Consider the following 22,885-nt stretch of genomic DNA (forward strand, 5'->3'; position numbering starts at 1 on the left):
CTTGCATAAATTGTATAAATAGAAATTTATCCTATATATTAATTATTATTAATTACTAAGTTGACATTTCAATAACATAATATTAGAATTAATATGGTTAAGAACAAAATTGGGTACTTTGGCGTATCCAATTTTGTTTTGTGTATAAGAATCAAATCTTAAATTTTGGAGGCTAAAACATGAGTTTATTTATAAGAAGCGATATTAGAAACGTGGCGATTATTGCCCACGTAGATCACGGCAAGACTACACTTGTAGATGCTATGCTAAAACAAAGTCATAATTATAGAGCAAATGAAAGAGTAGAAGAGAGGGTTATGGACTCTAATGATCTAGAAAAAGAGAGAGGAATAACTATCTTATCTAAAAATACAACTGTAACTTATAATGGAGTTAAAATAAATATAGTAGATACACCAGGTCATGCTGATTTTGGTGGAGAAGTAGAAAGAGTTCTTAAAATGGTAGATAGTGTTCTACTAGTAGTTGACTCATATGAGGGACCTATGCCTCAAACTAAATTTGTTCTAAAAAAGGCATTAGAACTTGGACTAAACCCAATAGTTGTAGTAAACAAAATAGATAAACCTAATGCAAGACCAGTAGAAGTTATCGATGAAGTTTTTGAACTGTTCATTGAACTTGGAGCTACTGATGAACAATTAGACTTCCCTATAGTTTATGCATCAGCTAAAGGAAATTATGCTAGATTAGATCCAGAAGATGGAAATATGGATATGATACCTTTGCTTGATATGGTAATTAAAAGAGTAAAAGCACCAGAAGGATATATAGATAAGCCTCTTCAATTGCTTATAACAACTATAGATTCTAATGAATATGTAGGTAGAATTGCCATAGGAAAGGTACAAAGAGGAGTTATAAAGAAAAACGAAAATGTTGTTTTAATGTCTAGAACAGGAGAAAATAAGAATGCAAAAATATCTAACCTTTATGTATATAATGGAACTGCAAGAGAAGATGTAGAAGAAGCTAAACTTGGAGATATTGTAGCATTAAGTGGAATAGAAGGCGTTAATATAGGTGACACTATAGCAGATGCTACTGAACCAGAAGCTGTTCCATTTGTTGATATTGATGAGCCAACCTTAAGTATGAATTTTATGGTTAATGACTCACCTTTCGCAGGTAAAGATGGAGAATATGTTACATCAAGACACTTAAGAGATAGATTTGTAAAAGAACTTGAAACTAACGTAAGTATGAGAATAGAAGAAATTTCTCCAGATTGTTTCAAAATTAATGGAAGAGGAGAACTTCATTTATCCATATTAATTGAAACTATGAGAAGAGAAGGATATGAATTCCAAGTGTCAAAGCCTTCTGTTATATATAGAGAAATAAATGGTAGAAAGTACGAGCCAATAGAAAGATTAACTATAGATGTACCAGAAGAATTCATGGGAGTAATCATGGAAAAATTAGGACCTAGAAAAGCAGAAATGGTTAATATGACTTCAGCTATAAACAGTTATGCAAGATTAGAATTTTTAATTCCAGCAAGAGGACTTATTGGATTTAGAAATGAATTCATGACAGACACTAAAGGAAACGGAATAATGAACCACATATTTGAATCATATGAACCTTATAAAGGTGATATTCCTGAAAGAAAAAGAGGATCATTAGTAGTATTTGAAGATGGAATAGCTATAACTTACGGATTATATAATGCTCAAGAAAGAGGTAGCTTATTTATATCACCAGGTACAGAGGTTTATCATGGAATGATAGCTGGAGAATGTTCAAGAGGAGAAGATATTGAAGTAAATGTATGCAAGAAAAAGCATTTATCAAATACTAGATCTTCAGGAGCAGATGACTCTTTAAAATTAACACCTATAAGCCCAATGTCACTTGAACAGTGTCTGGAGTTTATAACTAGTGATGAATTAGTAGAAGTAACACCAAAAACTATTAGAATGAGAAAAAGAATTTTAGATAGTAACGAAAGAAAAAGAAAAAGCAGAGCTTAAATAATTAATTTAGGAGGATAAAATGGGTGGTGTAACTTTTGACTACATGGAAAAGTATTTAAGAGGGCTAATACCTGACCACCAGGGCATGCTAAAAGAGTTAGAAGAATATTCAATAGATAACAAAGTTCCAATAGTTCAAAAAGAAACAGGAAGGTTTTTAGAACTGATGGTAGATTTAACAAAACCTAAACGTATATTAGAACTTGGTACAGCTATTGGATATTCATCTATCTTAATGAGCGTTGCTTCAAAAAGAAATAGTAAGATTACTACTATTGAAAGAGACAAAGAAATGGTGGGAAAGGCTACAGTAAACATACATAAATATGGATTCGAGGATGATATAGAAATATTAGAAGGTGATTGCCTAGAAATAATTGAATCTATAGAAGATAAGTTTGATATTATATTTATGGATGCTGGAAAAGGTCATTATAATCACTTTTTGCCACACTGCTTAAGGCTTCTTAATAAGGATGGAATAATAATAGCGGATAATGTACTTTTTAGAGGAATGGTTCCATCTGATGAATTAGTAAAAAGAAGAAAAATAACTATAGTAAAAAGAATGAGAACCTATCTTGAACTAGTTTCAAAAGATGAGGAACTTATTACATCTGTCATACCTATGGGGGACGGAATAGCAGTTACAAAAAGGAGGGGAATATGATGAGAAAACCAGAGATATTAGCTCCAGCAGGAAGCCTTGAAAAGTTAATTACGGCCATTGATTTTGGTGCAGATGCAGTTTATTTAGGTGGTAGCAAATTAAATCTTAGAGCTTTTGCCGATAACTTCACTACAGAGGATATAGAGCTTGGAGTTAAGTATGCTCATGATAGAGGAAAGAAAGTATATGTTACCTTAAATGTTTTTCCTCATAATGATGATATTATTGGACTTGAAAATTATCTTAAAGAATTAGAATCTTTGAGAGTTGATGCATTGATAGTGTCAGACCCTGGAATTATAATGACTGCTAGAGAAGTAGTACCTAACTTAGAACTTCACTTAAGTACTCAAGCTAATAATGTAAATTGGAAATCAGCTATGTTTTGGCATAGTATAGGGGTCAAAAGAATTGTACTCGCAAGAGAATTATCATTAGTAGAAATTGAAGAAATTAGAAAAAATATACCATCTAGTTGTGAACTTGAAGCGTTTGTACATGGATCTATGTGTATGTCTTATTCTGGAAGATGTCTCTTATCTAATTATATGACAGGAAGAGATGCGAACAGAGGAGCTTGTGCTCAGCCATGTAGATATAAGTACTACCTTATGGAAGAAAAAAGACCAGGAGAATATTTTCAGGTTATAGAAGATGATAAGGGAAGCTACATAATGAATTCAAAGGACTTATGCATGATAGAACATATACCAGAACTTGTTAAGAGCGGCATTTACTCCTTCAAAATTGAAGGAAGAATGAAAAGTTCATACTATGTTGCCGCTGTGGTAAAGGCCTACAGACAAGCTGTAGATGATTATTTCGAAGATCCTAAAAATTATAAAGTTGATCAAAGTCTAATTGAAATGTTAATGAAAGTTAGTCATAGAGATTATCATACAGGATTTTATTTTGATGAATCTAATAAACAAATATATGAAACATCTTCGTATATAAGAGATTATGACATAGTAGGTGTAGTAAAACATTATGATCCACTAACTAATATTGTTACTGTAGAACAACGTAATAAAGTTTTAAAAGGTGATGATCTAGAAGTACTAAGTCCTTATGGAAATGGTGTTTTGGTATGTGTAAACAATATGACAGATGAATTAAATAATGATATAGATTCTGCTCCAAGGGCCCAAATGATATTTAAATTTCATACAACGACTTCATTGAAACCCAAGGATATGCTTATTAAGAGCAAGGGGGCGAAATAATGAATAATCCTGTATTAATAGGTATCGCTGGTGGAACTGGATCTGGAAAAAGCACTATATCAAAAGAAATATATAGCCGATTTGATGAAAGTTGTATAGCTATGATAGAACAAGATTCATACTATAAAGATCAAAGTTTTATGGATATAAGTGAAAGAATTAAAACTAATTATGATCATCCTAAAGCTTTTGATACGGACCTACTTATTCAGCATTTAAAAGCTTTATTAAATAGAGAAACTATTCAAAAACCAATGTACAATTTTGAAGAGCATACCAGAAGAAAAGAAACTGTTAAAGTTGAATCTAGAGATATAATAATACTAGAAGGTATTCTTATATTGGAAGATCCTGGAATTAGGGACCTATTAGATATAAAGCTTTATGTTGATACAGATGCAGATGTTAGAATTATAAGAAGGTTACTTAGAGATATAAATGAAAGAGGAAGAACTGTAGAATCAGTGATTAATCAATATTTAAATGTAGTAAGGCCTATGCATTTGCAATTTGTAGAACCTACAAAAAGGTATGCAGACATAATAATTCCAGAAGGTGGTCATAATAAAGTGGCTATAGATATAATAGTTGCGAATATAAAACATATATTACAAAACTAATAAATTTTATTTAAAATGAATAAAACACCTCGCTACTGTCAAGAATTTTAGATAGTGAGGTGTTTTTATGCTAAAAAGAATTAAAACTATAAAAATTATTTTAACATTGCTCTTTATTATTTTAGTAGCAAGAATATTGCAGATACAGTACTTTAAGGGTAATGAACTTGAAGTAATTGCAGACTCTCAATATAAATATATAGAAAAGATAAATGAACTAAATTTTAATGTATTAGATTCAAAGGGTAATGACTTAGTAGAATATGAAAGAAGATATATGTTAGCGGTAGACTTAATTACATTTAAAAGAAATAATAACTCTACAAGCGTGAGTAGTATATATGCGTTTAGTTACATATTAAAAAATTGCAATCAAGACTATGATCTTTCAAAAATGTTAATATCATCTAATAGTTCTAAGATATATTTGAAATTAGATAAAGATACCTATGATAAACTAAAATTACTAAAGGATGTAAAAGGAATCTATCTGTATGTTTATGACGAAGTAAATCGAAATGAAGCCTGGAAAATTGAAAATATGATTACTAATTTAAAATCCAATAAAGAAGTAAAAAAGGTGGATTCTTTAGAATATAATATATATGAAAATACAAAAAGTAACAAAGTTCCTACAGTAACATTTGAAAAGAACTTAGATGGAAGTATGCAAGATGGGAATTATAGTATAGATGATGAAAGAATAAATGTAAGATTAACCTTAGATAAAGATATGCAAGATTCTGTTAGAACAATACTAAGTCAAGATAAATATAAACATTACAATCAAATAGGTATAACCCTTGTAGAAGCACATACAGGAAAAATAAAAGTAATGGCTCAAAGAGATGAAGAAAAACCTAATATAAATTTAGCATCAACTACAGAAAATGGATATGTGCCAGGTTCTATATTTAAATTATTAATAGAAGAAATAGCTATCGATAAGGGTCTGTTTTCAATACAAAGTAAATTCAATTGTGAATTTAATGAATACTCTATATGTAAAAGGGCTCATGGAGAGCTAACATTAGAAGAGGCTCTTTTAATTTCTTGCAATAATATTTTTGCACAAGTGGGAAAGACAATAGGGTGGGATACTATAGAAGAATATGCAAAAAAACAAGGAATATTTGAAAAAGTACTTAATATTAGTGGAAATGGAGAGGTAACAGGTGATTTTGCATTACCCAAAATATATGAAGATGGTCCACGATTTCTCGCTATAGGACAAAATATGAGAATAACACCTCTTCAAGCTACCAATATTATAAGTACAATAATAAATGATGGCATATACGTAAAACCAAATATATTAGAGGGGTATGTAGATAATTACAATAATATTATAAATGAAATACCTATAGAGGAAAATCGAGTAATAAAAAAAGAAACCGCTAAAATAATGAAAGATCAAATGGTGAAAGTTGTAAGAGAAGAAAAAGGAACTGGCAAAAATGCTCTAGTTAAAGGAGTAGAAACTGGAGGGAAAACTGGTACAACTACTAGAATGGAACCTTCTAAATCAAAGGATGAAAGTAAGGATGTTATGGAAAAACACTCTGATGGATGGTTTGCTGGATATTATAAGCATGAAGGAAAATATTATTCATTAGTAGTATTTGTAAAGGATATAAATGAGGATAATCAAACAGGTGGTGGCGACGCAGGACCTATATTCAAAGAAATTGTTGAGAATTTTACAAAGTAAAATAAGAAAGCTAAACAGGAAACATTATATTGCTATCTGAATAGTATATTAATAAGCACTATTAGGAGGAGCACCTTTGTTGTTAATTAATTATCTGTTAGATATGTTTGGCGGAATTACTGTACTTGCAGGATATGTTACTAGTGGAAATTCATTTCCAAAGCCATTGGATCAAAAAGAGGAAGCTTATTATTTAGATAGGCTTAAAGAAGGGGATATTGAAGCAAAAAATATTCTTGTAGAGAGAAATTTAAGACTTGTAGCTCATATTGTAAAAAAATACTCTTATCCTGGAAAGGATATTGATGATCTAATTTCTATTGGAACAGTGGGACTTATAAAGGCTATAGATTCTTTCGATAATACAAAGGGAACTAGACTTGCAACTTATGCAGCACGGTGTATAGAAAATGAGATTCTTATGCTTATTAGAAACAATAAAAAGATTAAGGGTGAGGTATATCTACAGGACCCTATAGGCATCGATAAGGAAGGCAATGAAATATCGCTAATGGATGTTTTAAGCAGTGATGAAAACTCAGTAGTAGATTTGGTAGAGCAGAAAATAGAAATAAGCAAGTTATATAGTAAGATTAGTACAACATTACAGCCTAGGGAGAAAGTTATAATTGAAATGAGGTATGGATTAAGAGATGGTAGATACAGAACCCAAAGGGAAATAGCAAAACTTCTAGGCATATCTAGGTCCTATGTTTCGAGAATAGAAAAAAGGGCTCTAAAAAAACTTTTAAAGGAGATGGATGGTAAAAATAAAATATAAAAAAATATGCTAAAATCCCTTTAGTCTACATTGTATAAAAGGGATTTAGCATATTTTTGTAGAATTAGTAAGTAGGAGGTGGGTAATGATAAAAAGATGTGGATTGATAGGTAAGGGCATACAATATTCTATATCTCCAAAAATTCATAATGATTACTATAAGAAAAATCAGATTAACTTAAAATATGAGCTATTTGATATGGATAAAAATGAATTAATTGAATTCTTAAAGGTGGTAAATGAAAATGAATATGTTGGATTTAATATTACAATACCTTACAAGGAAGTTATAATAAATTATTTAGATGAATTAACGTATCCAGCAAGTTTGATAAAAGCAGTGAATACAATTTCAATTAAAAATGGTGCTCTTATAGGACACAATACTGATTACTTCGGATTCATTCATAGCTTAGAACATTGGAAGATAAATGTGGAAGATTATTATGTATTAATATTAGGAAGTGGTGGAGCTGCTAAGGCAGTTTCTTATGCACTAAAAGACTTAAAAGTAAAAGATATAGATATAGCCGGAAGAGATGTATTAAAAGTAAGGAGAGAATTCCAAGGTGTAAAAAATGTTATAGATATACAGAATATCAAAGACATGTATAAATATGATATGATAATTAACTGTACGCCTTTAGGAAACGTAAATAATGAAATAATACCAATAGAGTTAAAGGGTTTCAAAGATAATTTAATAATCTATGATTTAAACTATGCACCTGAAAAAACAAAATTACTAATAGAGGCAGAAAATAAAGGGTTAAAGGCTATTAATGGCAGAATTATGTTAGAAAAACAAGCCTATAAAGCTATTGACATATGGAACTTAAATACATAAATATAGGAGGAATTGTTTTGTTAGACTTAAATAAGTTATTAGAAATTACAACAAAAATGGAAGCGTCAGATCTTCATCTTACTGTAGGTGTGTCACCAACTGTAAGGGTTAATGGGAGATTAAAATCTATAGATGAAGGTAAATTATCACAATACGAAACTGAACAATATGCAAAGGATATATTGGGAGAATTATATGAGGAATACTTAAAAAAAGGTGAACTAGATATTTCTTATTCTGTAGCGGGACTTGGAAGGTTTAGAGCTAACGTATTTAAGCAAAGAGGAAGCAGTGCTCTTGCAATAAGAACTATATCATTAAAAGTACCAACACTAAAGGAACTTGCACATCCGCCTATAATAAAAGAACTCATAAATAAAAAAAGAGGACTTATACTTGTTACAGGTCCAACGGGCAGTGGTAAGAGTACTACTCTTGCAGCTATGATTAATGAAATAAATAATTCAAGAGAGGCGCATATAATTACTTTAGAAGACCCTATAGAGTATTTACATAAACATAATAAATCTATAATAAATCAAAGGGAAATAGGAAAAGATAGTAGTAGTTATAAAAATGCTTTAAGGGCAATACTAAGAGAAGATCCTGACGTTATACTAGTAGGTGAGATGAGAGATTTAGAAACTATATCTATAGCTATAACTGCGGCAGAGACAGGACATTTAGTATTATCAACTTTACATACTATTGGAGCAACTAAAACTATAGACAGAATAGTTGATGTTTTTCCACCACATCAACAACAACAAATAAAAATACAATTAGCATCGGTACTTCAAGGTATTATATCTCAACAACTAATTGAAAAGGCAGATAAGCAAGGAAGGATTGCAGCGCTTGAAACTATGGTAGTTACTCCAGCTATACAAAATATGATTAGAGAAGGTAAAACTCACCAAATAGAATCATCTATACAAACTGGAAGCAAGTACGGTATGAAGAGTATGGATATGGCTTTAGTTGAATTATATAAAAAGGGCATAATAACCAATGAAGTGGCTCTTACGTATTGTGTCGATAAAGAACTTTTAACTAGAATGTTACTACTTTAGTATTTATTGTTTAACAATAGTAATTTTAACTAAGTGGGAAGTATAGTAATTAGACCCACTAATTTATTAAATTTATATTAAAAAACTATAAAATATGTATAAAATTATTAAAAGGTTGCATTTAAAATCAATTTTTTATCCAAAAACCCTAATTGCATATAGTATTTAATCTGTATTTGTGCTAAAATAACTTTGAACTAGGGGGGATATGAATGGATGTTTTAAATTCATTTATTCAAATTTTATCCGCAACTTTTACAAATCTAGTATTTATAATTTCGACATACTATTTATTCCTTTCGTTTTTTGGAATAATAAGATTTAAAAGTAAAAAGCAATTTGAGCCAAAGAAAAGTTTCGCTTTAATTGTAGCGGCATATAATGAAGAAAATGTAATCCAAAATATTATACATAGCTTAGATATGATGGATTACCCAAAGGAACTGTATGATATAATAGTAATTGCAGATAACTGCACTGATAGCACAGCAAAGAAGGCTAGAAAGTCTGGTGCTAATGTGTTCGAAAGAAATATGAAGGACAAAAAAGGTAAAGGGTATGCATTAGAGTGGATATTTGATAAAATGTTCAAAATGGACAAAAGTTATGATGCAGTTGTAGTTTTTGATGCAGACAATTTAGTAGACAAGAACTTTCTTAAAGAAATGAATAATAAATTATGTGATGGTCATAAAGTTATTCAAGGCTATTTAGATAGCAAGAACCCTAATGATACATGGATAACAGGCGGATACTCTATAGCTTTTTGGACTTCTAATAGAATGTTTCAACTTTCTAGAAGTAACCTTAGGTTATCTAATCAGCTTGGAGGAACAGGGTTTTGTATAGATACGAGTATATTAAAAGAATTAGGTTGGGGAGCAACTTGCCTTACTGAAGACTTAGAATTTACTTGTAAGCTTGTTTTGAATGGGTATAAAGTAGGATGGGCTCATGATGCAATAATATATGATGAAAAGCCACTTACATTAGCTCAGTCCTGGGCGCAAAGAAAAAGATGGATGCAAGGATTTGCAGATGTATCTAGTAGATATTTCTTTAAACTTATAAAAAAGGCCATAAAGGAATTTAATTTTGTGGCACTGGACTGTGCTCTTTACACAATACAGCCAGTAATTATAATACTCGCTGGTATAGCTATGATTATGAATTTATTCCATTCATTTGTAGCAGCACCACAACTTATAGCAACAACAATTCAAACAATAAAAACTGCTAATTTTACTATGATTAAGCTTGCAAGTGTATTAGCAATGATAATGCAATTTGTATATACTCCATTTATATTAATTTTAGAAAAAAAGTTAAGTCTTAAAATATTCTTATATTATCTTATATATCCGATATATGCTGCTACATGGCTACCTATATCAATCCAAGGTATAATTCATAAAGATAATAAAGAATGGTCTCACACATTGCATACTAGGAATATAAAAATACATGATCTTGAAAAGGCAAATTAAACAATAAATTATAATTATTAAGGGAACTCAAACCTTTTAGGAATTAGAGTTCTCTTAATTTTTAATTTTAAAATTATATACACAATGAGAATAATATTTTTATCATTATAAAGGAAATCTTCAAATAACGTTGAATATATAAATATATGTGGCATTACTTAGGAAGGAGGTATTAGAATATATGGAAAAACAATGTATAGTAGGAGTGGATATTGGTTCCTTTAAAGTTAGTGCAACAGTAGCTAAAGTAGACGATAATGATGAACTCATAATACTTGATAGTGTTGTATTAGAAAGCCAAGGTATAGAAAATGGAGAAATAATTAATATTAATGAAGTAGCAAGTATATTAAAAGAATGTATAAGCAATCTCGAATTATTAATAGATTCGCCAATTAAAGAAGTTTACCTTGGAATTCCAGGTGGGATATGCAAGATATTAGATGGAAAAGGAGATATAGGATTATCTAAAGAAGAGGAAAAAATAGAAGAAAGGCATATAGAAAGAGTTTTAAAAGTTTCCAAAGAAGATGCGGCACTTAATGATGAAGAAATAATAGATATAATACCGTATAGATATATTGTTGATGACGATATAGAGATAAAAGATCCTATTGGGCTTAAAGCTAATAGATTAGAGTCAAATACAAAGCTTGTAGTGGCAAAGAAGCCTATGATTATATCAAGATTAAAAGTTTTTCAAAGTATCGGTATTAATATAAAAGCCTTACTTATTCAATCAGAATCCTCAAAGGACATGTATGATGAAACTACCTACTTTAAAGAAAATACTATGATAATAGATACAGGGTCTGATATTAGTGATGTAGCCTATTATGAAGAGGGAATTTTAATAGATACTTTTTCTATTCCATTAGGTGGTAACATTATAACTAAGGATATTGCTTTTTGCAATAACATTAACAATAAGTCAGCAGAGAGTCTAAAAAAGAAAGATATTGATTTAAGTGAGATACTTATAAGTATAAAAAAAGAAGAAGATTTAATGCAATCTAATATAGTTGAACAAATTATTTTAGCTAGAGTTGAAGAAATACTATCTCTTATTGAAACAAAAGCCAAAGAAAGAGGATATGAGATAGATAGCATTGTATTATTAGGTGGAGGAATAAGTTTATTTAAAGGAATAAGAGAGCTTGCTAGTGGCATCATGAATAAACCTGTATACATATTAAACCCAAAAGAAACATTAAATAAACCTTTAGCAATTAATTCATTTGGTATTGTTAAAAATGTATATAATGAGTTAAAATTAAATAATAATAATAATAATTCAAATGAGATTCAATATGATAAACAAAAGGAGAAGATTGATAAAGAGGATTTAGAATTTAAAAATGCAAGAATAAGAAAAAGAAGTAATAAAAGCTTTGTAAGTAAAATAAAAAAGGCTTTAGATGGATTTTTCTAAAAAGGAGGAATTATTTTGTTAGATTTTGATTTAGATGTTCAACAATTTGCTCAAATAAAAGTAGTTGGATGCGGGGGCGGAGGAAATAACGCTGTTAATAGGATGATAATTGAAGGACTTAAGAATGTTGAATTTATTGCTATTAATACAGATAAACAAGCTTTGATGTTATCTAATGCTACACAAAAAATACAAATTGGTGATAAATTGACTAAAGGACTTGGAGCTGGAGCAAATCCTGAAATAGGAGAAAAGGCAGCTGAAGAAAGTAAAGAAGAAATATCTCAAGCTATAAAAGGCGCAGACATGGTTTTTATAACTGCAGGAATGGGCGGAGGTACTGGTACGGGCGCGGCTCCAGTAGTGGCGGAAATTGCAAAAGCCATGGGCATTTTAACTGTAGGAGTGGTAACAAAGCCATTCCCTTTTGAAGGTAGAAAGAGAATGTTACATGCAGATATGGGTATAAATAATCTAAAGGAAAGTGTTGATACGTTGGTAACTATACCTAATGAAAAACTTCTTTCATTAGTAGATAAGAAGACTTCTCTTATGGAAGCTTTTAAAAAGGCAGATGACGTATTACGCCAAGGTGTACAAGGTATATCTGATCTTATCACTATACCAGGACTTGTTAATTTAGATTTTGCGGATGTAAGAACTGTAATGTTAAATAAAGGTCTTGCACATATGGGAGTAGGAAAAGGAAATGGAGAAAACAGAGCTCAAGATGCAGCAAAACAAGCTATATCAAGCCCTCTTTTGGAGACATCAATAGTTGGAGCTACAGGAGTGTTATTAAATGTTACTGGAGGTTCAGACCTTGGCTTGCTTGAAATAAATGAAGCAGCTGAAATAGTTCAAGGAGCTGCAGATCCAGATGCAAATATAATATTTGGTGCTGTAATAGATGAAAACCTAAAAGATGAGATAAGAATTACTGTTATTGCTACTGGATTTGAGGAAGAAACCTCGAAGAAACCTAAAAAGGATATGCAAAATATAATGAGCGATAAAAATAATAAAGAGCCTATAGAAGAAGCAGCTGCAACTTCAGCAGATACTTACGAAGATAGCCAGCTAGAAATACCAGCGTTTTTGAGAAAACAAAGAAGATAAATAGAAGAATAAAAAAACTTGATGAAATTTCATCAAGTTTTTTTTGCGTTTAATCTTTAACATTTATTAGAATTTTAAAGTGTTTTTTGTAAAAAGATAATTTAAAAATAAATATATAATCTATATGAAATGACAAAATTTTGAATAAGAGAGCTATATAATGTTATTAAGGGAGTGGTGAAATTGATAATTTATTTAGATGTACTGCTAATTGAAAACTTCATAGTAAATTTATTTTTGATATGTATAACTTCAGATACTATGAAAATAAAGCTCAAAGTTACAAATGCTATATTATCTGCAGTTTTTGCTACATCATATGTAATGGTTATATTGATACCAAAATTAAATGTCTTTAATGCAATTTACATAAAGATACCACTAGTTATGGTTTTTATGATTATTGCATTTAAAAAATTAGATATAGGATTTATATTAAAATCTTCTGCAATTTATATTATATATTCTATGTTATTAAGTGGGTTATGTTTCTTTATAGGTATAAATAATATAAATATAATGGATCAAAATAGGACTTTGGAGAGCTTTTCTTATAAATATATATTAATGTCTATGATGATATTATATATATTCATAAATCGAATAATAAATTTTATAAAAGATAGATATATTGTTGATAATTTAATATATAGTGTGGAAATATTTTACAAGGGGAAAGTAAAATCTTTTAAAGGTTTTTTGGATACTGGAAATGAACTCAGGGAACCTGCTACTGATTTGCCTGTTATCATTGTAGAAAGGGGGGCATTAGGTGATATCACATTAGAAGACAAAGAAAGATACATGATACCATATGAAGTTGTAAATGGTTCTAAGGGAAGGCTACAGGGATTTAAACCAGAATATATTAAATTGTATTACAACAAAGATGAGAAAGTATCTATTAAACCAATAGAAGCTATTATATGTATATGTGATAATTCACTAAGCAAAGGTGGAGAGTATTCTGCTTTATTATCAAGAGGAATATTATAAAGGGGGTAAGAAAAATGAATATTAAGGTACTTATTAATAGGATAATATCAAAGTTTGAATTATTTTTTAAAAAAATTTATTATATAGGAGGTAACGATGCATTACCCCCACCTTTAACAAAAGAAGAGGAAGAAGATTTAGTGCTAAGGCTTATGAAGGGGGAAGAAACGGTAAGAAGTGTTTTAATAGAAAGAAATTTAAGATTGGTTGTTTATATAGCAAGAAAATTTGAAAATACAGGTATTGCTATAGAAGATTTAATTTCTGTTGGAACTATAGGACTTATTAAAGCTGTAAATACCTTTAATCCAGAAAAAAAGATTAAGCTTGCAACTTATGGATCTAGATGTATAGAAAATGAAATACTGATGTATTTAAGGCGTAATAGTAAGATAAAAGCCGAAATATCATTTTATGAGCCCTTAAATATAGACTGGGATGGAAATGAACTGTTACTATCTGATATATTAGGAACAGAAAGTGATATGGTGTATAACATTATAGAAGATGAGGTTGATAAAGAATTATTATTTTTAGCCATGGAAAAACTTAATGATAGAGAAAAGGAAATAGTTAAATTAAGGTTTGGATTAGTTGGGAAAAATGAAAAGACTCAAAAGGAAGTAGCTGATATGCTTGGAATATCACAATCTTATATTTCTAGGTTAGAAAAAAGAATAATTAAAAGATTGAAAAAGGAAATAAATAAAATGTTATAGTTTGTCTTTAGTATAAAAGTTATTTCTTCAGGGAATAATTAAAATGCAATTACTCTGAAGGGACTGATTTTTATGATGATCAATAAAGTTGAAATTTGCGGAGTTAATACATCTAAGTTACCGGTTTTGAAAGATAAAGAAATGAAAAAGATGCTACTTGAGATTCAAAATGGTGATGATAGCTCAAGGGATGATTTTATTAAAGGTAATCTTAGATTGGTTTTAAGTGTGATTCAAAGATTTAACAATAGAGGAGAAAATGCAGATGACCTTTTTCAAGTAGGATGTATAGGGCTTATGAAAGCTATAGATAACTTTGATTTAAGTCAAAATGTTCGATTTTCAACCTATGCTGTTCCTATGATAATAGGAGAAATAAGAAGGTATCTAAGAGATAACAACTCTATAAGGGTTAGTAGATCCTTAAGGGATATAGCATATAAAGCTTTAATGGCAAGAGATAAATTAGTAAATGAAAATAATAAAGAACCTACCATATCTCAAATTGCAAAGGAACTAAATATCCCAAGGGAAGAGGTTGTATTTGCTTTAGACGCAATACAAGATCCAGTATCTTTATTTGAACCTATATATCATGACGGAGGAGATGCTATATATGTGATGGATCAAATAAAAGATACTAAAAATATTGATGATAGTTGGCTAGAAGATATATCCATAAAAGAAGCCATGAAAAAGCTAAATAATAGAGAAAAGCTTATATTAAATTTACGATTTTTTGATGGAAGAACTCAAATGGAGGTAGCAGAAGAAATAGGTATATCCCAGGCTCAAGTATCTAGATTAGAAAAAACAGCATTAAAACATATGAAAAAGTACATATAAATAATATTAATGCATAAAATTATTCTAAGGTTTATATGGAGATTATTTGTTAGAGTATTCTTTACATATGAACCTTAGAAGGTTTTATAAATGTCATAGAATTTATTATCTACAATATTAATATACTAAGGGAAGAAATATAAATATGTATTTGCATATTGTAAAAGATCTCAAATTATAATTAAGTGAATTTAATAGGGGGGATTTTCATGGAAATGGATATGCATTCTATAAACAATATAAGAGTTATGGAAGTTATAGATATAAATACAGGGGTGAAACTTGGCTATATAAAAGATGTAAAAGTTGATTGTGAAAATTATAAAATAATTTCTGTAATAGTACCAGTTCAAAAAAATTCTTGGTTTAGTAAAATAGATGTTATAGAAATACCTTGGGAAAAGATTCTTAAAATAGGTGTAGATGTTATATTGGTTGATAATTATATAATCAGAGAAGATGCATAGTATGTAGAAATTACATAGAAAAGTGTGTATAATTAAATAAAAGCAATAATTATGAAGAAAGGTGGGAATGCTTTGAAATGTCCATACTGCGCTTACGAAGAAAGTAGGGTTGTAGATTCTAGAGCTACAGAAGACAAGCTAGCTATCAGGAGGAGACGTGAATGTGTATCTTGTAGTAAAAGATATACAACCTATGAAAAGATTGAAGACATTCCTATATTAGTTATAAAGAAAGATCTTGCAAGAGAATACTTTGATAAAAATAAAATAATAAATGGATTAATAAAAGCTTGTCAAAAAAGGCCTATATCAAGGTTGCAAATAGAAAATTTAGCAAGTGATATAGAAAAAGAATTAAGTAATAGCATGACTACAGAAATAAAATCAGAGGATATAGGCGAAATGATCATGGATAGGTTAAAGGAATTAGACGAAATATCTTATGTTAGATTTGCATCAGTATATAGACAGTTTAAGGATATAAATTCCTTCATGGAAGAAATTAAAAATATAATGAGTAAATGATATTTTAGCCAAGCTCTAGCAGTTTGGCTAAAATGTTATAATACTGAATATACAATTAACAAGATAAAATAACTTTATTGAAATATATAAAGTTAAAGTATGTTTTTATTAATGGAGGAATTTAATGAAAAATATATTATTAGATGAAAGATTTGAGTTTGTTCATGAATCTATGGGTGGAGCTAATTTTTATTTTTCCACAGCGTATAATGAAATAAGTTTTAAAATAGATGAAAATGAAGGAATTTTAAATATAGATAAATTAAAAGAGATTATAAATTTAAAAGAAATTAAATATTTAAAACAATTGCATAGTGATATTATAAAAGTTAATCCAAAAAGCGAAGAAATAGGTGATGCAATTATATGTAAGGAAAAGAATATAGCTATTGGAGTCTTTACAGCAGATTGTGCACCTATACTTATTTTTGATAAAGATACAAAGGCTATGGCAGCTGTTCATAGTGGATGGAGAGGAACTTATAAATTGATTTTGCTTAAGACATTACAGAAAATGAAGGAGGAGTATGGAACTAAGGCAGAGAATATTATAGCTTACATAGGTCCTCATAATGGGGTATGTTGCTATGAAGTAGGTCAGGGCGTTAATGAAGAATTTAAAAAGGAAGATTTTTATAATAATAAAAATATATTTGAAGGAAAAAATTTGAATATAACTGCCTGCCTTAGATATCAACTACATTCATTTGGAGTCTTAGAGCATAATATACTTGATACTAATTTATGTACATATTGTGCAAAAGACTATAAATTGCATTCTTATAGAAAAACAGGAGTTAATTCAGGTAGGTTGTTTTCTTTTTTATATTATAGATAAGTGAATTAAGTATCTAACATTTTAAGTGCGTTTATCACAGTAGATTAAGATTTACTAAAAGTAAAATGATACGGAGGGTTAATGATGTCTAAAGAAAAGATATTAATAGTAGACGATGAAGAGCATATAATAGAGCTACTAAAATTTAATTTAGAAAAATCCGGATATGAGGTATTAGTGGCTATGGATGGTAATAATGCTATAAGTAAAGCTAAAAGTGAAATACCTAAACTTATATTGCTAGATTTAATGCTTCCAGGCATGGATGGATATGATGTATGTAAAGAAATAAGAAAAGATAACTTAACAGCTCATATTCCTATAATAATGTTAACGGCAAAAGGTGAAGAGTTAGATAAGATAATAGGATTAGAATTAGGAGCAGATGATTATATAACTAAGCCATTTTCAGTTAGAGAATTAACTGCAAGAGTTAAGGCAGTTTTAAGGAGGGTAAATACCAAGCCTCTAGATGTAAGATATAGTTTTTCTAATATAACCATAGATTTTGAAAAACATGAAGTTATAAAAGATCTTAAAAAGATAGATTTAACCCTTAAGGAATTTGAACTTTTAGAAATTTTAATTAAAAATAAAGGAAAGGTTCTAACAAGAGAAATGCTTTTAGATAAGATATGGGGATATGAATATATAGGAGAAACGAGGACTGTAGATGTTCATATAAGGCATCTAAGACAAAAGATAGAAGATGATGACAAAAACCCGAAATACATAGAAACTATAAGGGGAATTGGGTATAGGTTTAACAATGAGTATAGAGGAGACTAGCTATGAAGAAAAAAATTATGCTCTTTGTGCTAGGTATAATAACATTTAGCCTTATATTAGTAAGTTCAATATTTATAATAATATGGAATTATCAATATATAGAGCAAATGAAGAGTAATCTTAGTATAGATAATAAGTTAATAGCAAATAGCATAAAAGATAAGACAAGGGAAGAAACATTAATATGGTTAAAAGAAAGTGTTGATGAATCTCATATTAGAGTTACATACATTGATGAAAAAGGGGAAGTTATAATTGATACACTAAAAGATGAAGAATATATGGATAATCATAATTTAAGAAAAGAAGTTTCGGATGCCATAAGGAATGGTGAAGGCTATAGTGTTAGATATAGTAATACCTTAGACAAAAATATGATATATAATGCTTTATTATTAGAAGATGGATCTATACTAAGGGTGTCAATGGGTGTTGACAGTATGAAAAGTGTTCAACAAAGATATTTAAAGTATTATATTTTAACTCTGATTTTAGTAATGGCGGTTTCAGTTTTATTATCCTCTAAGTTTAGTCATTTTATAGTAAGACCTATAGAAGAACTTCAATTCCTTACATCAAAGGTTGCAAGCGGAGATCTACATAAAAGGGTAAATATATTAACAAATGATGAGATAGGAAAACTTGGCAGAACCTTTAATGATATGGCAGATAAACTTGAGAGTACTATAAAGGAAGCTGTGGATAGGCAAGATAAGTTAGAAGCTATACTTAAAAGTATGGATAGTGGCGTTATTGCAGTAGATGAAAACTATAATGTTATTATAATTAATCCTTATGCAAAAAAGATATTTGGTATAAGAAAAAACATTATAGGTGAAAATCTTATGGAACATATAAGAGACTTTGAATTAGAAAACGTATTTAAAGAAAGAAAGGATGAGTATAAAGAAATAAATATACTTTGGCCTTCAGAAAAGGAATTAAGAATAAAAACAGGAGATATAATAAGTGATGGAAAGCTTATAGGCACAGTAGCTGTGGTACAAGATATAACAGATCTTAAAAAATTAGAAAATATGAGAACTCAATTTGTAGCAAATGTATCTCATGAGTTAAAGACACCATTAACCTCTATTAGAGGGTTTGCAGAAACCTTAAGATATGTAGATGATGATGAGAAAAAGGATAGATTTTTAAACATAATAAATGAAGAGGCTGAAAGACTCACAAGGCTTATTGAAGATATATTAATTCTTTCAGATATAGAACAGCATAAGGACGAAAAAAGTTCTGATATCAACGTAGAATATAAAATTAATGATATTTACTATTTAATGAAAAGTGTAGCATCGAATAAAGATATAAGTATTACGCTAAATCTTGAAAGTGGCATTGTTTTATATGGGAATGAAGATAGATTTACACAAATGATGATAAATCTTATAGATAACGCTATAAAATATTCAGATAAGGGATCTAGTGTTTATATAAGTTCTAAGACCTATAAGAAAGACTGCATAATAATTGTAGAAGATACAGGGGTTGGAATTCAAAAAGAGCATATATATAGACTTTTTGAAAGGTTTTATAGAGTTGATAAAGCTAGGTCTAGGGCTAATGGAGGTACCGGACTTGGACTTGCTATAGTAAAGCATATAGTACTAGGGTTTGGTGGAAATATAGACGTTAAAAGCGAGGTTTCTAAAGGAAGTAAATTTATAATTACATTACCAATAAAAAAAGGACTCTAAAAGAGTTCTTTTTTTATTGGTAATGTAATAGAAGATAAAGGCTTATTTTCAAATGAATACAAATTAACAATGAAATTAATGTGAAAAATAATATTTAGAATAAAGTGTCTTAGTAAAGAGAATGATATATATGCAGATAAGTTTTAAAATATTAATTAATTTATCATATATAAGAAGTTATATAAAAGATGTATGTTAACTTTAATTAACACTGGAATAATACGCTATTAACTTTCAAGTATTATTATAAAGTTGTAGTAAATAAGTTAGATATTAAAAATGGAGGTAGGAAGATGAATAAAAATGTATCAAAGTTTATTAAAACTGGCTTATCAATAGTACTTATTGGAGGGATTTTAGCAGGGTGTTCAACTAAATCAGAAAATAAAGAAAGTGAAAATAAAGAAAGTGAAAATAAAATAGAAGGAAGTATAACAGCTACAGGATCTACAGCGCTTCAACCCTTAGCACAGCAAATTGCTAAAATGTTTAATGAAAAAAATCCAAATGCCACTATAAATGTCCAAGGAGGCGGAAGTGGTACAGGGCTTAAAGATGTGTCTGCAGGAAATGCTGATATCGGTAACTCAGATGTTTTTGCAGAAGAAAAGCTGGATGAAGATAAAGCTAAAGAACTTATAGATAACAAAGTTTGTGTAGTTGGATTTGCAGCTGTTGCTAACTCTAAAGTAACCCTAAATAGCTTAACTAAAGATCAGCTTATAGATATATTTACAGGCAAAATAGTTAACTGGAAGGAACTTGGTGGAGATGATATAAAGATAACTATAATAAGTAGACCAGATTCTTCAGGAACTAAAGCAACTTTTAAAAAATACGCTTTAGATGGAGCTAAAGAAGCAACAGGAGAAGCGTTAAAAGAAGATTCAAGTGGTGCTGTAGCTAAAGCAGTTAAAGAAACAGAAGGATCAATATCCTATCTAGCATCATCCTACTTATCAAACGAAAAGAACTTAGAAGGAATTAAAGTTCTAAAGTATGAAGATGTAGAGATGTCAAAAGAAAATATAACTACAGGAAAATATCCTATATGGTCTTATGAACACATGTATACAAAAGGTGAAGCAGCTGGAGTAACAAAGGCATATATAGAGTTCTTTGCTACAGATGAAGCTAAAAGCACCATGGAAAAACTAGGATATTATCCAACCAGTGACATGAAGGTTACTAGAGATAAATAAGATTACGTTTATACATTCTAAGAATTAGAATAGCGGAGTTGTGATGATATGAAAAAAAGTCTTAAAAATAAGATTAAAAATGAATATTTAGGTAGAGCATATGCTACCTTTTGCGGTATGCTTATTATTATTTTAACTATATCTATAATATATTTTATTACATCAAAAGGTATAAAATTATTTACACAAAATAAACAATCCATTTTAGAATTCTTGTTTTCTAAAGTTTGGGATCCAGAAGAGAAGAAGTATGGTGCATTAATATATATATTAGGATCATCAGCTGTGTCACTTGGAGCAGTTATAATAAGTACTCCACTGGCAATAGCGCTTGCTATCTTTATGAATATGATATCTCCAAAACTTGGAGAAAAGGTAATGCAACCTGCTATGGAGTTATTTGTTGGTATACCATCGGTAGTTTATGGATGGATTGGTATAAGCGTTTTAGTACCAATCATAAAGAACTATTTAGGAGGTCTTGGATTTAGTCTTTTAGCAGGAATATTAGTTTTGAGTGTAATGATTCTTCCAACAATAACAAGCATAGCCTCTGACGCTATTAAAACAGTACCTAAAGAATATATGGAGTCCTCTTATGGACTAGGAGCAACTAGGTGGCAAACTATAAAAGGGATAGTAGTACCCTCAGCTAAAACTGGAATATCTACTGGAATTGTATTAGGACTTGCAAGAGCTTTTGGTGAAGCTCTTGCAGTACAAATGGTTATAGGAAATGCTCTTAGAATTCCATCAAAGCTACTAAAACCCTCATCTACATTAACAGGGGCTATAACTATGGATATGGGTAATACTGTAATGGGTACTGAATGGAATAATGCATTATGGTCTATGGCACTATTACTGTTAATAATTTCATTTATATTCATACTTATAATAAGAGCTATTTCAAAAAGAGGTGAAATCTGATAATGGAAAAGACTAAGGACAAGATAGCCACTATAATATTATATGTAATTTCAGGATTTGTAATATTGCTGTTAGTAGCATTTATTTCATATATATTAATAAAAGGTGGAAGTTCCCTTACACCATCTTTTATATTTGGGAATCCAAAGTTTACTGAAGCAGGAGGAGGAATAGGCCCACAATTGTTTAATTCCTTTTATCTTTTAGTTATAACATTAATTATTACTATTCCAATAGGTGTAGGAGCTGGAATATATCTTGCTGAATATGCAAGAAAAGGTAAAATATTAAATATAATAAGACTATCTATTGAAACAATGGCTGCACTACCGTCAATAGTAGTAGGATTATTTGGACTTGTAGTTTTTGTACAAATGGCCAAATGGGGATACTCACTTATAGCAGGAGCTTTAGCCATAACCATACTTAATTTGTCATCTATGACAAGGGTATGTGAAAATGCTATAAGGGTGGCCTCGCTTGGAGTAAAAGAATCTAGTTTAGGTCTTGGCGCTACTAAATGGCAGACAATAAAGAAGGTGATTTTACCAATGGCTATGCCACAAATCCTTACTGGAATAATCTTAGCTTCTGGAAGAATATTTGGAGAAGCAGCGGCGCTTATATATACAGCAGGAATGAGTGCAAGCCCATTAAATTTTAGTAATATAAGTTTTATAGATAAGGCATCTCCTTTCGCTATTACGCGTTCTACAGAAACGCTGGCAGTTTATATTTGGAAGATAAATTCAGAAGGTATGTTACCAGATGCTACAAAGGTTGCTAATGGAGCATCAGCAGTTTTAGTAATAATGATATTGTTATTTAATTTTACAGCTAGAATATTAGGTAAAAAGCTACATGAATCTTACACTGGAAAGATATAGGGGGAATT

Annotated in this window: 22 protein-coding genes; all 22 read left to right on the top strand. The window is 29.7% G+C overall.

What is annotated here, in order from left to right; all coding sequences use genetic code 11:
- Positions 1 to 179: 179 nt before the first annotated feature.
- The 22 genes from typA to pstA all read left to right on the top strand — a co-directional run bounded on the left by typA (position 180) and on the right by pstA (position 22,877).
- The gene (gene typA / locus BD821_RS01360; RefSeq protein ID WP_104408974.1) at positions 180 to 1,997 is read left to right on the top strand and encodes a translational GTPase TypA; all 1,818 of its coding nucleotides are present in this window, start codon (positions 180 to 182) and stop codon (positions 1,995 to 1,997) included.
- Positions 1,998 to 2,019: 22 nt separating this feature from the next.
- Positions 2,020 to 2,670, top strand: coding sequence for an O-methyltransferase (locus tag BD821_RS01365; protein WP_104408975.1), 651 nt, complete (start codon positions 2,020 to 2,022; stop codon positions 2,668 to 2,670).
- A complete protein-coding gene (locus tag BD821_RS01370) occupies positions 2,670 to 3,896 on the top strand; it encodes a peptidase U32 family protein (protein ID WP_104408976.1) in 1,227 nt (408 codons plus the stop codon). The genes BD821_RS01365 and BD821_RS01370 overlap by 1 nt, the downstream gene beginning before the upstream one ends.
- Positions 3,896 to 4,516: a uridine kinase gene (udk, locus tag BD821_RS01375; protein WP_029453348.1), complete on the top strand. Its 621-nt coding sequence runs from the start codon at positions 3,896 to 3,898 to the stop codon at positions 4,514 to 4,516. The genes BD821_RS01370 and udk overlap by 1 nt, the downstream gene beginning before the upstream one ends.
- A gap of 67 nt (positions 4,517 to 4,583) precedes the next feature.
- Positions 4,584 to 6,227 carry a penicillin-binding transpeptidase domain-containing protein gene (locus BD821_RS01380; RefSeq protein WP_104408977.1) on the top strand — a complete coding sequence of 548 codons (1,644 nt, stop codon included), beginning with the start codon at positions 4,584 to 4,586 and terminating at the stop codon, positions 6,225 to 6,227.
- Positions 6,228 to 6,303: 76 nt separating this feature from the next.
- Positions 6,304 to 7,008 (top strand): RNA polymerase sporulation sigma factor SigK, encoded by a 705-nt coding sequence (sigK, locus tag BD821_RS01385; RefSeq protein WP_104408978.1) that lies wholly within the window; start codon positions 6,304 to 6,306, stop codon positions 7,006 to 7,008.
- Positions 7,009 to 7,093: 85 nt separating this feature from the next.
- Complete coding sequence (gene aroE, locus BD821_RS01390; RefSeq protein WP_104408979.1) at positions 7,094 to 7,855, top strand: shikimate dehydrogenase; 762 nt, start codon at positions 7,094 to 7,096, stop codon at positions 7,853 to 7,855.
- A 17-nt stretch (positions 7,856 to 7,872) separates the two neighbouring features.
- On the top strand, positions 7,873 to 8,928 hold the full coding sequence (locus BD821_RS01395; protein ID WP_104408980.1) for a type IV pilus twitching motility protein PilT: 1,056 nt from the start codon (positions 7,873 to 7,875) through the stop codon (positions 8,926 to 8,928).
- Between the two features lie 212 nt (positions 8,929 to 9,140).
- Entirely contained in the window at positions 9,141 to 10,415 is a 1,275-nt protein-coding gene (locus BD821_RS01400; protein WP_029453343.1) for a glycosyltransferase family 2 protein, read from the top strand.
- A gap of 181 nt (positions 10,416 to 10,596) precedes the next feature.
- Positions 10,597 to 11,847: a cell division protein FtsA gene (gene ftsA / locus BD821_RS01405; protein WP_104408981.1), complete on the top strand. Its 1,251-nt coding sequence runs from the start codon at positions 10,597 to 10,599 to the stop codon at positions 11,845 to 11,847.
- Positions 11,848 to 11,862: 15 nt separating this feature from the next.
- Positions 11,863 to 12,966: a cell division protein FtsZ gene (gene ftsZ, locus BD821_RS01410; protein WP_029453341.1), complete on the top strand. Its 1,104-nt coding sequence runs from the start codon at positions 11,863 to 11,865 to the stop codon at positions 12,964 to 12,966.
- Positions 12,967 to 13,149: 183 nt separating this feature from the next.
- Positions 13,150 to 13,962 carry a sigma-E processing peptidase SpoIIGA gene (gene spoIIGA / locus BD821_RS01415; protein ID WP_169993889.1) on the top strand — a complete coding sequence of 271 codons (813 nt, stop codon included), beginning with the start codon at positions 13,150 to 13,152 and terminating at the stop codon, positions 13,960 to 13,962.
- A 14-nt stretch (positions 13,963 to 13,976) separates the two neighbouring features.
- Entirely contained in the window at positions 13,977 to 14,681 is a 705-nt protein-coding gene (gene sigE / locus BD821_RS01420) for an RNA polymerase sporulation sigma factor SigE (protein ID WP_104408983.1), read from the top strand.
- 72 nt (positions 14,682 to 14,753) lie between these two features.
- Positions 14,754 to 15,527, top strand: coding sequence for an RNA polymerase sporulation sigma factor SigG (gene sigG / locus BD821_RS01425; RefSeq protein ID WP_029453338.1), 774 nt, complete (start codon positions 14,754 to 14,756; stop codon positions 15,525 to 15,527).
- Positions 15,528 to 15,736: 209 nt separating this feature from the next.
- Positions 15,737 to 15,994, top strand: a complete 258-nt coding sequence (locus BD821_RS01430; RefSeq protein ID WP_029453337.1) for a YlmC/YmxH family sporulation protein — start codon at positions 15,737 to 15,739, stop codon at positions 15,992 to 15,994.
- 72 nt (positions 15,995 to 16,066) lie between these two features.
- Entirely contained in the window at positions 16,067 to 16,519 is a 453-nt protein-coding gene (gene nrdR, locus BD821_RS01435; protein ID WP_029453336.1) for a transcriptional regulator NrdR, read from the top strand.
- Between the two features lie 124 nt (positions 16,520 to 16,643).
- Positions 16,644 to 17,357, top strand: coding sequence for a peptidoglycan editing factor PgeF (gene pgeF / locus BD821_RS01440; RefSeq protein ID WP_104408984.1), 714 nt, complete (start codon positions 16,644 to 16,646; stop codon positions 17,355 to 17,357).
- 84 nt (positions 17,358 to 17,441) lie between these two features.
- Positions 17,442 to 18,146, top strand: coding sequence for a response regulator (locus tag BD821_RS01445; protein ID WP_104408985.1), 705 nt, complete (start codon positions 17,442 to 17,444; stop codon positions 18,144 to 18,146).
- Between the two features lie 2 nt (positions 18,147 to 18,148).
- Positions 18,149 to 19,858 (top strand): HAMP domain-containing sensor histidine kinase, encoded by a 1,710-nt coding sequence (locus BD821_RS01450; RefSeq protein ID WP_104408986.1) that lies wholly within the window; start codon positions 18,149 to 18,151, stop codon positions 19,856 to 19,858.
- A 293-nt stretch (positions 19,859 to 20,151) separates the two neighbouring features.
- On the top strand, positions 20,152 to 21,060 hold the full coding sequence (locus tag BD821_RS01455; RefSeq protein WP_104408987.1) for a phosphate ABC transporter substrate-binding protein: 909 nt from the start codon (positions 20,152 to 20,154) through the stop codon (positions 21,058 to 21,060).
- 48 nt (positions 21,061 to 21,108) lie between these two features.
- Positions 21,109 to 21,990, top strand: coding sequence for a phosphate ABC transporter permease subunit PstC (gene pstC, locus BD821_RS01460; RefSeq protein ID WP_029453331.1), 882 nt, complete (start codon positions 21,109 to 21,111; stop codon positions 21,988 to 21,990).
- Positions 21,991 to 21,992: 2 nt separating this feature from the next.
- Positions 21,993 to 22,877: a phosphate ABC transporter permease PstA gene (pstA, locus tag BD821_RS01465; protein WP_207655259.1), complete on the top strand. Its 885-nt coding sequence runs from the start codon at positions 21,993 to 21,995 to the stop codon at positions 22,875 to 22,877.
- Positions 22,878 to 22,885: the final 8 nt, after the last annotated feature.

Source organism: Clostridium algidicarnis DSM 15099, assembly GCF_002934235.1.
In the GTDB taxonomy this organism is placed as follows: Bacteria; Bacillota; Clostridia; order Clostridiales; family Clostridiaceae; genus Clostridium_L; species Clostridium_L algidicarnis.